This is a genomic window from Buchnera aphidicola (Takecallis taiwana) (genome assembly GCF_039355125.1).
Lineage (GTDB): Bacteria > Pseudomonadota > Gammaproteobacteria > Enterobacterales > Enterobacteriaceae > Buchnera_L > Buchnera_L aphidicola_AG.
The window spans coordinates 44,279-60,559 of record NZ_CP134979.1 but is presented as its reverse complement, the minus strand read 5'-3'; the positions used below and the strand labels follow the sequence as shown (position 1 = coordinate 60,559).

The window sequence follows — 16,281 nt, the reverse complement described above, 5'->3', positions numbered from 1 at the left end:
TGTGTTATTAATAATTTTTACATAACTAATCTTTTATCATATAATACATTGAATAATTTTATATTCAAAGCATGATCTCATAAGTATCATAAAATATTATAAAATATCATTATAGATGTATAATTTTACACTAAATAAATCATTTCATAAAATTAAAGTATTCAATCAATGTACACATGGAATAACTTAACTAACCAAGAGATATCAATAATTCAAAAGGAATTTATCATATTTATATAAAATAATAAATTCAAAATAAATAATTAATAATATATTTTTAAGAATATTCAAAATCCTATCATTATATTCAATTATGAAAATAATCCAATTTATTCTGAACCTGATAATATTTAATACAATATGCATTCATCTAATAATCCAAACAAATTGTACTAATAGGATCTCGATCCAGTAAATTTAATATCTGTCCAAAAATTGATAATATTGAAATTAAATCAAATATAACACTCGAAAAAAATGAATCTAAATCATATAATAAAATAGGTCCAATTAAGTTATTCTTATACACATAATTATATTATATAAAAATAAAATATCATTATTTCAATTTTATAAATATAATTTTAATTAATTGTCTAAAAATCGAAAATATATATATAATATGCTAATGGTAATTTTTATATCATATTATATACAATTATTATATTAAAATAATATTTTACCATGACACTTTATATATAATATTAAAATTATTTAACATGATTAGTTTCGGAATTATAAATTTTATATTTTTACGTCTAGTTTATGAATATATACAACATGAGTTAAAATATTTTATAATATTTATCATAAAACACTACCACCAAGTCATTCACTAAACTAAACAATAAAAAGGTAAAAAATCTTGTATAATATTAATAATCGTACATATTATATTAAAGATTCGTTTTTAATTTTAATAGATAATCTACTATAGCATTTCATTTAAATCTTGTTACCATAAACATACTTGACACAATACATCATGATATACTCTTATATCCATTCCATTTTAATTTGTTAAAATATCTTACTGAATATATTTTAAACATAATTTTGAAATTATCTATGATGCTTTTTTATTAAAAATAACATTCAATTATAATAAAATAGAAATTTTTTTATTTTTTAATAACCGTTTTGTCATTAAAACAATTAATGATTCTACATTTTTAAAAACATCATCAGATATATCTTTTTGACCCGATTCTAAAATCATAATCTTTACTTCCAAATGTTTATAATACTTAAAAAATTTATATTTTATTTCTTTCCTAACATGATATAAAGAAATAATCATTTAATATTGATCAATATATTTTACTAATTTTATAATACTATTATCAGTAAATTTTTCAAAATCGTCAAACGAAAGAGTAGAATATAACATGTTATCTCTAAAGTCTAAATGATATTTTTATAATATTAAAAATAATTTTATGACTTTTTATAAAATGCATAGTTTGTAAAATATCAATAACCATATAAAATTTTTTGAAAAATATTTTTTATATTCAGATAAATAATATTAATAACTTAATTTAACCCCAAAAGTTATTATTTATACAAACCAGAAAAATTTACTATCCAGTACATAATTTTCGATCATTATTTATCCGTAAAATATGCAATAAAATTAGCTACATATTTATAATCCAAAAAATAATATTAATGTTATGATATACCAATTTTAACATTTTAATACACCAAATAAAATTCTGTTATAAATATTATAAAAATCTTATATTCTATGAAAAAATTTTTCAGAAAATATTTTTCAAACATGTTCAAATTTTTATTGCACACATTCATTTTAATGATTTTATATATTATAATCTAAAAAACGTTCGATATTTACATGGTACAATAAAAATTTATTTAAAATTTCACTTATATCTTTCTAAAAAACTTGTATTATATTTCCTAATCCAAAAAAATATGAATAAAATTATACTTTTATTTAAATTATTACATGTCATTTATTATTATTTATCTAATTTTGAATAATTATTACAATTAATTTCGTATTATTATTTACGATATTTTTAATACTATAAATTAATTTATTATTTTTAAAAAATATTATTTAATTCTTGTTTACATGGTGTAAGTTTTTTATTCATATTTTTTATCTGAAGAAGATATAAAATTTCTACCTGAATCTACTGGATTTTTATTATTAATTTTAATATTTTTAAAAAAAAAGTATATAGAGCTTTAAAAATTACGAAAAATAAAAATAGCAATATCATTAATAACAGATAATTCGGTATATGTTTTATAAAACTAAAAATAGAATTATGAACAATAACAACATTGTTATTATTTAAAAAATTCGTATTAATAATCTTCATATACATACATTTAATATTCAAATAATCTAATACATTTAATAATATATATCTAATATTTTTAATTTCTAACTGATCTAATGATGCTAATTGATTTTTTTCATGCTGTACGGAATGTATAAATAATAAGACGGATGCTTGATATCGAATAGTATTCTGAATAGGAACGTTGTTTGGTTTATGAAAAAATATAGATGATAAAAAATCATGCGTATTTCCAATAATCAATTTTTTACTATGATTAAAATAAAATTTCATTTTATAGTCATGTATATCGTTTTTTTGTGTTATTTTTAACTGTAAATTAAAGTTTTTTAATTTTACTATTGATTGTAATATATATGTTATCCGTTGATAACAATCTTTTTCTATAGATTGTATTGTATTTTTTTGTAACACACCAATATCAAAAAATAATTTACTATGTTTATTTAAAAAATGACCGCATTCATCTACTATAACAACATTATTAGGTAATAATGCCGGTACACTCGCAGCAATTAAAGCAGTAATTGCTCGACACTGTTCAAAATTTAAATACTTACCATGTTTCAAACCAAGAATAACAGCAGCAGAAGGAAGTAGATTTTTATTTGAAAATGATGATAATTTTGGAAATGCAAGATGTACTTGTGCTGTTCTAATTATATGAATCTTTTGAATAGACCGTGATAATTCCCCTTCTAAAGCACGTTGATAATTTAATTGTACATTAAAAGGACTAATACCAAATTTTTCTTGATCCAATAGTTCAAAACCAATACTTTTTGGTTTAGGTAAACCTTCTGATAATAACATAACATGCACTTTTTGAACTAAATCTTGGGGTACTAATAATTCACCAGAAGTAACAACATAACGGTATGGTATTTTCATTCTTACAAGATTAGAAATAATTAATACACTATCTTCATCCGAAAGATGATTACAAACTAACTGATACTGTACATGATGTGAAAAGAAAGATGATATAAAAAATATAGAAAAAAATAAAAATAATATTAATAATAATACATTAAAATAATTCCGACTAGAATTTTTAAAATTCATATTAGATTGTATTTTTTCTGGATTTGAATGATTGATATGATTAACATGCATCATCATCACCTAATTCAATAATACATTACAATTAACTAAAATAATTATATACTATATACATAAATGTTATACTAAATATAACAAAAAAAATTATTAATATCTTTATATAAAATATTAAATATAAAGAATTTATATATACAATAAATTCATAAATTAGTTTTAAGTATAATTAATATTTTAATATTAATCAAACATATCTTTAGCGATTTTTAATAATTTTTTCATTCTACATAATGTCCTTTCTTTTCCAAGAATTTCCATAATTACACTAATATTAGGAGATTGATCCGAACCTGTAATAGCAATACGTAATGACATAAATATATTTTTCAATAAAATAGAAAATTCCATTGCAATACTTTTCAAAGAATAAATAATACTTTCTGCATTCCAAAATTTTAAACTATATAATGTATCATATATAAATTGTAATATTACATTATATTGTTTGAAAAAATATTTTTTCATTAATTTAGCATCAATATTTATGATATCATCAAAAAAAAATCGGGATTTTACAGCTAATTCTTGTAAAGTACTGCATCTGCTACGCATTAATTCAATAACTTTAATAATATTAATGTCTTGATTATATTGAATATTTAATTTTATTAAATATTTTTTTAATTGATTAATGAACATACAATCAATAGGCAATTTATTTAAATAATAACTATTAAACCATAATAATTTTTTCAAATTAAATTCACTGGGCGATTTACTAATATTTCTTATAGAAAATATTTTTTTTATTTCATTAATATCAAAAATTTCTTGATTTTGATATGACCAACCTAATCTTAATAGATAATTTAATATCGCTTCTTTTAAGAAGCCTTTTTCTTTATATTCTAAAACATCACACGCGTTCTTTCGTTTAGAAAAATTACTTTTATCAGGGTTAATCACCATAGATACATGTGCATAATTTGGAATATACGCGTTTAACGCTTTTAAAATATTAATTTGTCTGGGAGTATTATTAATATGATCTTCACCTCTAATAACATGTGTAATATTCATATCTAAATCATCTATTACAACACAAAAATTATAAGTTGGCATACCATTACGACGTTGAATCACTAAATCATCTAACTCAGAATTATTAAAAATAATTTTACCCCTAATTTGATCATGAAAAATCACTTGATCTGTTACAGGATTCTTAAAACGTACAACATAATCTTGATTATTAAGAATCAACCTTTTTTTATCCCTACACTTGCGATCATAATTTGGTTTATATCCATGTAAAATTTGTTTTAACCTTAATTTTTTTAATCGATCTATGGAACAATAACACCTATATGCATGTCCTGAATCTAACAATTCGTTGATTTTATTTTTATATATTGTTAATCTATCACTCTGTAAATAAGGACCTTCATCCCAAAAAATACCTAACCATTTTAATGTTTTTATAATATTATCAATATATTGATTATTTGATCGTTTAATATCAGTATCTTCAATACGTAATATAAACGATCCGTTATAATGTTGTGCAAATAACCACGAATATAACGCTGTTCTTACACTACCAATATGTAAACAACCTGTTGAACTTGGTGCAAATCTAGTTTTAATATTCATATTATATCTTCTATTACACGCAGTAAAATAAATTTATTATGTAATAATTATATTGATACTGTTCAATATGGCAAATAAAAATTATATCATAATTTGTTGACTATTTTTTTTTGAACGTTATAATTGGTTAATGAATTAGAATATTTGGGTGATTAGCTCAGTTGGCAGAGCGCCTCCTTTACACGGAGGATGTCGGCGGTTCGAATCCGTCATTACCCATGTAGATCATGGGTCGTTAGCTCAGTCGGTAGAGCAGTTGACTTTTAATCAATTGGTCGCAGGTTCAAATCCTGCACGACCCAAATTACATTGTTACAAAATTATTATTTTTAAATATTTTACAAATATCACTTTCTAGCATAAGTTTAATATTTAGACGTGAAGCATTTATTACTTTCTGACCTGGGCTACTACCTACAATTAAAATATCTGTATTTTTAGAAATATTACTGGAAACAATTCCGCCTAAACTTAATACGATCTTAATAATATTACTTCTTTTATAAGTTTGAAATTTACCCGTTAAAACAATTTTTTTATTTAAGAAATAATTATTTTTATTATTAATAATACATTTAGATTGATCAATAAAAGTAATTCCACCTTCTACTATTAACTGCGTAATATATTCTATATTATATTTCGAATTTATAAAATTATAAAAATAACTAGCACAAATATTTCCAATATGTTTAATTTTTTGTAAGTCAGTAATTGTGCAATTCATAATATTATCTAAAGAATGAAAATATTTAGCAATTAAATTGGCATTTTCTACACCAATTTCTGGAATACCTAATGCATAAATAAATTTGCTTAATGTTGTTTTTTTACATTGTTCTAATGTATGTAATAATTTAGCAACAGATTTTTTACCAAAATATTTTAATTGTAATAATGATTGAAACTGCAATTTAAAACAATCTACAGGTTTTTTAATATATCCATTTAATATTAATTGTTTAATAATACCCGTACTTAAACCCTCTGCATATAATCCATTTTTAGAAAAAAAATGTTCAATTTGTTTCTTTTTTTGTTCCAAACAATTTACTCCAGCCAAACATTGAACAATAGTATCATTTATATTATTATACAACAATGAATTACAAGATGGACAATACTTAGGAAAAATAATTTTATTTGCATGATGCAATCTATCACATGAAATCACAGATTGAATTTTAGGAATTACATCTCCTATCCGATGTACTACAACAGTATCATTCACAAATAAATTTAATTTTTCGATTTCGTGTTTGTTATATAAAGAAGCTTTTTTAATTATAGCCCCAGATAATAAAATAGGTTCTAATATAGCCACTGGAGTAATTATACCACTTCGCCCAATTTGGAAATCTACACCTAGTAATTTTGTTTTTGCGAATTGAGATATAAACTTTATTGCTATGGCCCATTTCGGAAATTTATTAGTATAACTTAACCGTGTTTGTAATTCGATAGAATCCACTTTTACAACAATACCATCTGTATTTAAAGATAGAAAATTTCGAACCTTCTGCATTAAATAATAAAAATTTAAAATTTTATTTACATTTGAAGACAATAAAACATATGGGCTAATTAAAAAACCAAACTTAACCAACATATTCAGTTGATTAGAATGTGTAGAATATCGTTGAAACCGTGTAATAATATTACAACCATAACAATAAAAGAATAAATTTCTTGATTTAGTGATGGCAATATTTTTTTGTCTTAATGATCCAGCTGCTGCATTTCTTGTATTCAAAAAGATTTTTTGATTCTTCTTACCAACAACAGAATTTAGTTGATTCAAATCTCTTTTTAGCATACATACTTCACCTCTCACTTCCATTAATTGAGGTATATTATTGCCTATTAATATTAAAGGAACATTATTAATGACACGAGCATTTTTCGTAACATCTTCCCCAAATACTCCATCTCCACGAGTTAACGCACGAATTAATTTACCGTTTTGATATAACAAACTTAAAGCTACACCGTCAAATTTTAATTCACAAAAAAAATTTACCTTTAAATCTATAAAATTATTTTTTATATTATTATGAAATTTAATATATCCATTTACATCAAATGTATTTTCTAAAGATAGCATCGGTGTGTAATGCTTATTACATGTATCATAATTTAATTGAGGAAATACACTACCGTTATTATTAACTACATTGGTTAAATAAACATATTTTTTTCGTAAAGAATAAAATTTTTGTAATAAAAAATCATATTCTAGATCAGATAAAATAGGCATATTTAAAACATGATATAAATAATCATGATAACATAATAATGCATATAAATCTAAAAATCTGTTTTTTATAGAATTCATATATTATAATAATATCAAAGATACATGCTTGTCATACGCAATATAAAAATCACGTATACAGTTGTACAAAAATATATTCCTATGCTAATTATATTAATCGTATTAAAACATTATAAAAATATAAAATAGCCACATTAAAAAATAAATATAAAATAATATATCATATATAAAAAAATAAATATAAAATATTTTCAAAAAAATATTTACATCATACACAATCTGTCTAAAATAACTGTATAAAAAAATATTATATAAATACATACATATTGCATTAAAATATATTTTTAATACATGACATGATATGATCTTATTAATAACATTACTACTCATCCAGGAATATATGAATGTTCCAAAAAAATATTAAAATTACCGCTCAACATGGTTTACACATACGACCAGCTGCAAAATTTGTAAAATACGCACAACAATTTATCTCTGATATTAATATTACTGTTAATGGACAATCTGCAAATGGAAAAAGTTTATTTCAATTACAAACGTTAGATTTATCAAAAAATAATATACTGACTATTTCTGCAACAGGTGAAGACGAAAAACAAGCTGTAGAATATTTAATTCAAAAACTTGAAAAATTAAAATAAATTTATTAATAAAATATAAAAAATAACTTTTTAATTACAATAAAAATATCTCTGAAATCATACATTCAGTTAAAGATTTGCTCATAACATTTTTGTTCATACCATCGTATATCTTACATGCAAATACAGATACATTTCATATTAAAAAATAAAGGTAATATTATGATTTCAGGTATTTTAGCATCACCAGGTATTGCTTTTGGTAAAGCATTATTGTTAGAAACAGAAACTATACTTATCAAAAAAACAAATATTGATCCTATAAATATTGAATATGAAATAAATCAATTATCACAAGCTAAAGTTAAGTCTATTAAACAATTAAAAAATATTCAAAAAACATCAAAAAAAATATTTTCTAAAACAGAAGCAGATATCTTTTCAGGACATATTATGATCCTTGAAGATATAGAATTAGAAAAAGAAATTATTACATTAATTAAAACACAATATCAAACTGCAGCATTTGCAATTGAATATATTATTTCTAAACAAATAAAAAAAATTCAACAAATTAAAAATACATATATGCAAAATAGAGCTGTAGATATTCGAGATATTGGTAATAGATGGTTAAGAAATTTATTAAATTTAAAAACAATAGATTTAAAAAATATAAAAGAAAAAGTTATACTAATAGCTCATGATTTAACACCATCTCAAACAGCTCAAATTAATTTTCAATATATCCAGGGTTTTATTACAAATGTTGGTGGTGAAACAGCACATACATCTATTATGGCTCGTTCTTTAGAAATACCTGCTATTGTTGGAACAGGTAATATTACAACAAAAATCACAAGTGGTGATTTTATCATATTAGATGGCATCAATAACAAAATATTTATTAACCCTGATGAACACATTATTCATACTTTCAAAATACGTAAAAAAACATATCTAAATCAAAAAAACAAACTAAAAAAATTTATTTCTTTACCAGCAATAACTATTGATAATCGTAAAATAGAAATTAGCGCTAATGTTAGTAATATACAAGATATAATAAATGCAAAAAAATACGGAGCAGAATCAATTGGTTTATATAGAACAGAGTTTTTATTTATGGAACGTACAAACTTACCTTCTGAAGAAGAACAATTTCATGAATATAAAAAAGCTGCAATAATTATGCAGCATAAACCAGTAATTATCCGCACAATGGATATTGGCGGAGATAAAGAAATTCCGTATATGAATTTTCCAAAAGAAGAAAATCCTTTTCTTGGTTGGCGAGCAATTCGAATCAGCCTGGCCAAAAAAGATATTTTAATCACACAATTATTAGCAATTTTACGGGCATCACATTTTGGAAAACTAAGAATATTATTTCCGATGATTATTTCAATAGAAGAAATACATGAATTAAAACATGAAATTCAAAAAGCTAAATACATATTACATCAAAAAAAAATACCATTTGATAAAGATATTAAAATTGGTATCATGATTGAAACACCCTCATCCGCTATCATTGCACACTCTTTAATTAAAGAAGTAGATTTTTTTAGTATTGGTACAAATGATTTAACACAATATACCTTAGCAGTAGACCGAAGAAATGACCTTATTTCACATTTATATAATCCAATGAGTCCATCTATTTTAAAATTAATAAAAAACGTTATAAATGCATCACACGAAGAAGGTAAATGGACAGGTATGTGCGGTGAGTTTGCGGGTAACGAAAAAGCAACAATACTCCTGTTAGGAATGGGGTTAAATGAATTTAGTATGAATGCATCGTTTATTCCAAAAATTAAAAAAATAATCAGAACCACGACATTTAAAAAAGCACAAGAATTAGCAAATATGGTATTAAAACAAAACACTCATAAAAACATTATGCAATTACTCAATAGTTATATTTTATAAATTAAATATTTAAAATTTTATTACGAATACACTAATTAAGAATAAATTATGAACTTATTTTCTAACTTTTTTAATAAAAAATCACATTTATTAGAAAAAAATATAAAAATCTTTGCTCCTATTTCTGGAATCGTAGTCAACTTACAATCTGTTCCTGATGAAGTATTTTCAAAAAAAATTATTGGTGATGGTATAGCTATTAATCCATCAGGTCAAAGAATTGTTGCACCTATTGCAGGCACTATTGGTAAAATCTTTAAAACTATGCACGCTTTTTCAATCCTATCGAAAGAAAAAATAGAAATCTTTGTACATTTTGGTATTGATACAATTCTATTAAAAGGAAAGGGATTTAAACAAATTGCAAAAGAAAACCAATACGTTAATATCGGTGATACAATCATTGAATATGATTTACAATTCCTAAAAAATAATGCAAAATCTATTTTAACGCCAGTTGTTGTTTCAAATATAGATGAAATAAAAAAAATAACAAAATATTCAGGAACAGTCAAAGCGGGAAAAACGCTAATTATGAAAATTTTTAAATAAAAAACAATTTTTTGAAACGGTACGATAAAATATAGTGCCGTTTTCAACAGTCAATGATATACAAAATCAATATATATTATACAATCGTTAATATTTATTATATGATATAAAACATTTTAATTTACTCCATAGAATGAAATCCATTTATGAAAAAATTTTGTTTATCAAAACTCAGTCATTATAACACCAGAATAAAAAAAGCAATCTTGGCATTACGTTTACATCAAGGTGTTATTTTAATAGATAATAAAAATCGAGAAAATGAAGGTGACTTGATATTTTCATGTGAGAACATGACAATTAAACAAATGGCATTAACAATACGTTATGGTAGTGGCATTGTTTGTTTATGTATTACTGAAAAAAAAAGAAAACAGTTAGATTTACCAATGATGGTAAAAAATAATACTAGTACTTATCATACAGGATTTACAATTAGCATTGAATCAGCAAAGGGTATATCAACAGGTGTATCCGCTAAAGACAGACTGAAAACAATAAAAACAGCTATCTCAGATACTGCACGATCAAGTGATTTTAATAAACCCGGTCATGTATTCCCGTTATGTGCCCATTCAGGGGGTTTATTATTAAGACCAGGTCATACAGAAGCATCAATTACATTAATGTCTTTAGCAGGTTTTAAACCTATGAGTGTAATTTGTGAACTTACAAATAAAGACGGTAGTATGGCACAAATCAAAGACATTATACAATTTTCTTATTTACATAATATGCCAGTATTAACAATAGATGATTTAATATTATACGTAAGAAATAATATATATATTTAATTATGTATCATTTTTTTATACTCGCCATGGACCAACGGGGATTAATAAAAATATCTGTGTTTTGAGTGAAACTTTCAGATTGAAAATATAAAAACCCTAAATATGCAATCATTGCTGCATTATCCGTACAAATATTAACACTTGGAGAATATAATACTATATTATTGTCTTGAAACGTTGATTTCAATAAATGAATTAATCTTAAATTTGCACTCACACCTCCAGCAACAATAACACGATTATAACCTGCTTTTTGTACAGCATAATACGTTTTATGTCTTAAAATATCAAATACTGTATATTCAAATTGACAAGCAATATTATGTAAATTTTGAATATTATGAAGATTTTGTTGTATTAACTTTAATGTAAAAGTTTTTAATCCTGAAAAACTAAAATTGAATCCTGAATTATTTTTCATGGGAAAAGGAAAAACAAATTTACCTAATTCTCCTTTTTGTGCAAATTGTGATAGTAGTGCTCCGCCTGGATACCCTAAATGTAATGCTTGAGCAACTTTATCAAATACTTCCCCGACAGCATCATCCAATGTATTACCTAAAATTTCATACTGACCTAACTTATGTGCATTAATTAATTGCGTATGTTTTCCTGATACCAATAAACCAATAAAAGGAAATTGAATAGAATTATTTTCCATCATTGGTGATAATAAATGCGCTTCCATATGATTGATTGGAATCGCAGGAATATTACAGGAATAAGCAAAAGCACAACTTACTGCTGCACCAATCAGTAAAGAACCAGATAAACCTGGACCCGCAGTATATGCAATACCGTTAATACTATCTAAACAAATATTATATTTTTTTATAACATCTCTAATTAATGGAGCAACTTGATATATATATTGTCGAAATGCTAACTCTGGTACTACACCACCATACTTACTATGTATATTATTTTGATGTAATAATTTATTGATTAATAATCCACTCTGGTCATCATAAATAGCAACACCGGTATCATCAAAAGAAGTTTCTACACCTAATATACGCATATTTTATCCCTAAACATAACACACTTATTTAAATATTTAAAATAAGATATTATATAATATATATATTAAAAATAAAAAATATTTTTAAATAACAAATTTAAGGACATAACTTATGCCAGTTATTAAAATAAGAGATAATGAACCATTTGATGTAGCATTAAGACGTTTTAAGAGAGCATGCGAAAAATCAGGAATACTATCTGAAATTCGTAGAAGAGAATTTTATGAAAAACCTACTACACAAAGAAAAAGAGCTAAAGCTTCTGCTATTAAAAGACTGATAAAAAAATTATCTCGAGAAAATGCTCGTCGTGTACGTTTATACTAATATAATATATAAATTCCATTTTCAATAAAATTATAGATAATATAATATGCATCAATTTATACCATCGGATATTATCAAAGAACTACTTGATCAAACAAATATCGTAAATATTGTTAATGAACGTATTAAAGTAAAAAAAATCGGTAAAAATTATTATGCTTTATGTCCATTTCATACAGAAAATACACCATCATTTACTATAAACTATGAAAAACAATATTTTTATTGTTTCGGATGTCATGTACACGGTAATATTATTGATTTTTTAATGCAATACGATCACATGAGTTTTTTAGAAAGTATATATGAACTTTCAAGTATTACAGGTATAACACTTAAAAAAACTCATGCAAATAATACAAAAACAGCATATTATAAAAATCAACTATATCAAGCGACACAAGAATCAGCAAAATTATATTGTAAAAATATTCAATTAAAATATTCTCAAGAAGCAATACAATATTTACAAAATAGAAATATTACATTAAACACAATAAAAAACTTTAATATTGGATTTTCTAATAATCCATTTTTTTTATCAAAAAATATTCATAATAACATATATATTGATTATTTAATACACCTAGGCATTTTATTTAATAAAAACCATACCTATCAATATGATCGATTTTATAAAAAAATTATTTTTCCCATTAAAAATCAATATGGTAAAATTACTGGTTTTGGAGGACGGAATTTAAATAATAATTATCCAAAATATATTAATTCACCACAAAATACAATATTTAATAAAAGTTATCAACTATACGGAATTGAAAAAGTACAAATACAATCCAACAATAAATATATACTAGTAGTAGAAGGATATTTTGATGTTATATCATTAACCCAATTTAATATCCATAATACAGTAGCGATCCTAGGAACTACTATTACAAAATACCAAATCAACCTACTATTAAAATTTAGTAAACATATTATTTTCTGCTATGACGGCGATATAGCAGGAAAAAAAGCATCTCAGAGAACTATGCAACTTATGTTATCACACCTACACCAAAATATAAATATTGAATTTATGTTTTTACCAACAGGAGAAGATCCACATAGTCTGATTCATAAAGAAGGTACTATAAAATTTAAAAAAAGAATGAAGCATTCTATAAATATAATACAGTTTTTATTTAACATGCTCATAAAAAATCTGAAATTAAATTCATTATATGAAATAAATAACATGCTTAATATTGCTGTACCATTAGTTCATCAAATACCCAATACATATATTAAAATACATTTAAAAAAAATTATTGGACAAAAAATAGGTATTTTTGACGAAATACAATTAAATCAAATATTCTATAAAAAAAAACATTATATACTTAATAAAGTGATTAAACCAAATAATATACGGATTTTAATTAGTTTAATTATACAAAATCCTGAATTAAGTAATATTTTAATATTTGATATTAATGAACTCAAAACGATTCATATTAATGGCTTATCTTTATTTTTGGAAATTTTACATATTTGTAGAAAATATAATAATATTAATACCGGGCAAATTATTGAATTTTATAGAAATAAAAATATTTTTTCTGTGGTTACTAAATTAGCATACTGGAATAATTTTATTGATCACGATACAATAAATCATGTATTTATTAATTTAATTAAAAAAATATACTATATCGCTCTAGATAAAAAATATCAAAAATTAATCATCAAAGATAGATTAACTCATCTAAATTATGATGAAAAATGTATATTATGGAAAATTAATAAAACATTATCACATAATTAATAATATCATATTTAAAATATAAAATAGAGATTTTATTACAATATATAATTCATTGATATTAAACAGAATACCACAGGAAATGTATTATGGAACAAAATTCACAATTAAAAATTAAATTACTGATCATACACGGAAAAGCACAAGGATATTTAACTTATCTAGATATTCATAACTTCTTATCAAAAGAAGTTATTCACTCTAATCAAATTGAAGATATTATTCAAATGATTAATGATATGGGTATTCAAGTCATTGATAAAATACCAAAAAAAAATACGAAAGATTTATACATGAATAAAAAAAAAAATAAAAATACGAATATATCAACAAAAACAGGAAATACTGATACAGATACAGAAGTAGGACGAACAACCGATCCGGTTCGTATGTACATGCGCGAAATGGGAACTGTTGCATTATTAACACGAGAAGGAGAAATTAATATTGCAAAAAAAATTGAATCAGGTATGAAACAAATCCAATCTTCAGTATCTACATATCCTGAAGCGATTATTTATCTATTAAATCAATATGAACGCGTACAGTTAGGACAAATTCGACTATCTGATGTAATTTCCGGTTTTACACAATCTGGAATAAAAAAGAATTTTTTCATACAACCTAATTTGAATAATAACCAAAATATTAATAATGATACTAATATTGAAAAAACAGACACTACTATAACTACAGAAGAATACAATATTGATCCAGAATTAGCAGAAAACTTTTTTATGCAATTAAAAAATCAATATATCAAAGTGTCTAAAATTGCTAATAAAAAAAATCGACATAATCAAGATATAAAACAAGAAATTTACAAACTCTCAATAATGTTTAAAACAGTCAAATTAGTACCTAAACAATTTGATTATTTAATGCATAATATGCGTAATATGATACAAAGAATTAGAACAGAAGAACGTATTATTATGAAATTATGCATCGAAAAATGCAAAATCCCAAAAAAAATATTTATAAAATTTTTTATTGATAACGAAACTAATAAAACATGGTTACATAATATCGGAAAACTAAAAATATCATGGGCAGAAAAACTTGATAAATATAAAAATAAATTTTGTATAATCATGCAAAGATTAAAACAAATAGAAAAAGAAACTGGATTAATGATATATGAAATCAAACATATTAATAGACAGATGATTATGGGAGAAATACAAACTAAAAAATCTAAAAAAGAAATGATCGAAGCAAACTTAAGACTAGTAATTTCTATTGCTAAAAAATACACTAATCGGGGCCTACAATTTTTAGATCTTATACAAGAAGGCAACATTGGTTTAATGAAAGCTGTTGAAAAATTTGAATATAAGAGAGGATATAAATTTTCTACATATGCAACCTGGTGGATTAGACAAGCTATTACACGATCCATTGCTGATCAAGCGAGAACAATACGCATACCAGTACATATGATTGAAACTATTAATAAACTAAATCGTATTTCTAGACAAATTTTACAAGAAATTGGCCGAGAACCAACACCTGAAGAACTATCAACAAGAATGTTGATTCCAGAAGAAAAAATTCGAAAAGTATTAAAAATAGCTAAAGAACCGATTTCCATGGAAACACCAGTTGGTGATGATGAAGATTCACAATTAAGTGATTTTATCGAGGATACAAATTTAGAATTACCAATTAACTTAGCAACAACTGATAGTTTAAGATTAGCCACATATAATATTTTATCTGCACTAACCCCCAGAGAAGCTAAAGTACTAAGAATGCGTTTTGGAATTGATATGAATACCGATCACACTCTGGAAGAAGTCGGTAAACAATTTTCAGTAACTAGAGAACGAATTAGACAAATTGAAGCAAAAGCATTACGTAAATTACGACATCCAAGCAGATCAGATATTTTAAAAAATTTTTTAGATGACTAATTAATATGAAAAACATAAATATAGCTTCCTAAAACTAATCGG

Annotated in this window: 12 protein-coding genes and 2 tRNA genes; 9 read left to right on the top strand and 5 right to left on the bottom strand. The window is 23.6% G+C overall.

Annotation, left to right across the window (positions count from 1 at the left end):
- Window positions 1-370 precede the first annotated feature (370 nt).
- From RJT54_RS00280 to gltX, 3 genes are all read right to left on the bottom strand, one after another.
- Complete coding sequence (locus RJT54_RS00280; RefSeq protein ID WP_343128240.1) at window positions 371-529, bottom strand: hypothetical protein; 159 nt, start codon at window positions 527-529, stop codon at window positions 371-373.
- Between the two features lie 1,633 nt (window positions 530-2,162).
- Window positions 2,163-3,452, bottom strand: a complete 1,290-nt coding sequence (gene fliF, locus RJT54_RS00275) for a flagellar basal-body MS-ring/collar protein FliF (protein ID WP_343128239.1) — start codon at window positions 3,450-3,452, stop codon at window positions 2,163-2,165.
- A gap of 183 nt (window positions 3,453-3,635) precedes the next feature.
- On the bottom strand, window positions 3,636-5,048 hold the full coding sequence (gene gltX, locus RJT54_RS00270) for a glutamate--tRNA ligase (protein WP_343128238.1): 1,413 nt from the start codon (window positions 5,046-5,048) through the stop codon (window positions 3,636-3,638).
- Window positions 5,049-5,194: 146 nt separating this feature from the next.
- Here gltX and RJT54_RS00265 point away from each other — a divergent pair.
- A tRNA-Val gene (locus RJT54_RS00265) sits at window positions 5,195-5,267 on the top strand.
- A 10-nt stretch (window positions 5,268-5,277) separates the two neighbouring features.
- Window positions 5,278-5,350, top strand: a tRNA-Lys gene (locus RJT54_RS00260).
- Window positions 5,351-5,352: 2 nt separating this feature from the next.
- On the opposite strand, the gene ligA is transcribed toward RJT54_RS00260, so the two are convergent.
- Window positions 5,353-7,383 (bottom strand): NAD-dependent DNA ligase LigA, encoded by a 2,031-nt coding sequence (gene ligA, locus RJT54_RS00255; RefSeq protein WP_343128237.1) that lies wholly within the window; start codon window positions 7,381-7,383, stop codon window positions 5,353-5,355.
- Window positions 7,384-7,727: 344 nt separating this feature from the next.
- On the opposite strand from ligA, the gene RJT54_RS00250 reads away from it, so the two are divergent.
- The 4 genes from RJT54_RS00250 (at window position 7,728) to ribB (ending at window position 11,206) form a co-directional block, all read left to right on the top strand.
- On the top strand, window positions 7,728-7,985 hold the full coding sequence (locus RJT54_RS00250) for an HPr family phosphocarrier protein (protein ID WP_343128236.1): 258 nt from the start codon (window positions 7,728-7,730) through the stop codon (window positions 7,983-7,985).
- 162 nt (window positions 7,986-8,147) lie between these two features.
- The gene (gene ptsI / locus RJT54_RS00245; RefSeq protein WP_343128235.1) at window positions 8,148-9,860 is read left to right on the top strand and encodes a phosphoenolpyruvate-protein phosphotransferase PtsI; all 1,713 of its coding nucleotides are present in this window, start codon (window positions 8,148-8,150) and stop codon (window positions 9,858-9,860) included.
- Between the two features lie 48 nt (window positions 9,861-9,908).
- On the top strand, window positions 9,909-10,412 hold the full coding sequence (crr, locus tag RJT54_RS00240) for a PTS glucose transporter subunit IIA (RefSeq protein WP_343128234.1): 504 nt from the start codon (window positions 9,909-9,911) through the stop codon (window positions 10,410-10,412).
- 146 nt (window positions 10,413-10,558) lie between these two features.
- The gene (gene ribB, locus RJT54_RS00235) at window positions 10,559-11,206 is read left to right on the top strand and encodes a 3,4-dihydroxy-2-butanone-4-phosphate synthase (RefSeq protein WP_343128233.1); all 648 of its coding nucleotides are present in this window, start codon (window positions 10,559-10,561) and stop codon (window positions 11,204-11,206) included.
- 7 nt (window positions 11,207-11,213) lie between these two features.
- Here ribB and tsaD read toward each other — a convergent pair whose 3' ends face one another.
- Window positions 11,214-12,227 carry a tRNA (adenosine(37)-N6)-threonylcarbamoyltransferase complex transferase subunit TsaD gene (tsaD, locus tag RJT54_RS00230; protein WP_343128232.1) on the bottom strand — a complete coding sequence of 338 codons (1,014 nt, stop codon included), beginning with the start codon at window positions 12,225-12,227 and terminating at the stop codon, window positions 11,214-11,216.
- A 112-nt stretch (window positions 12,228-12,339) separates the two neighbouring features.
- On the opposite strand from tsaD, the gene rpsU reads away from it, so the two are divergent.
- The 3 genes from rpsU to rpoD all read left to right on the top strand — a co-directional run bounded on the left by rpsU (window position 12,340) and on the right by rpoD (window position 16,239).
- Window positions 12,340-12,555, top strand: coding sequence for a 30S ribosomal protein S21 (rpsU, locus tag RJT54_RS00225; protein ID WP_343128231.1), 216 nt, complete (start codon window positions 12,340-12,342; stop codon window positions 12,553-12,555).
- A gap of 46 nt (window positions 12,556-12,601) precedes the next feature.
- Window positions 12,602-14,326 (top strand): DNA primase, encoded by a 1,725-nt coding sequence (gene dnaG, locus RJT54_RS00220; RefSeq protein WP_343128230.1) that lies wholly within the window; start codon window positions 12,602-12,604, stop codon window positions 14,324-14,326.
- 86 nt (window positions 14,327-14,412) lie between these two features.
- Window positions 14,413-16,239, top strand: coding sequence for an RNA polymerase sigma factor RpoD (gene rpoD, locus RJT54_RS00215; protein ID WP_343128229.1), 1,827 nt, complete (start codon window positions 14,413-14,415; stop codon window positions 16,237-16,239).
- The last annotated feature ends 42 nt before the right edge of the window (window positions 16,240-16,281 follow it).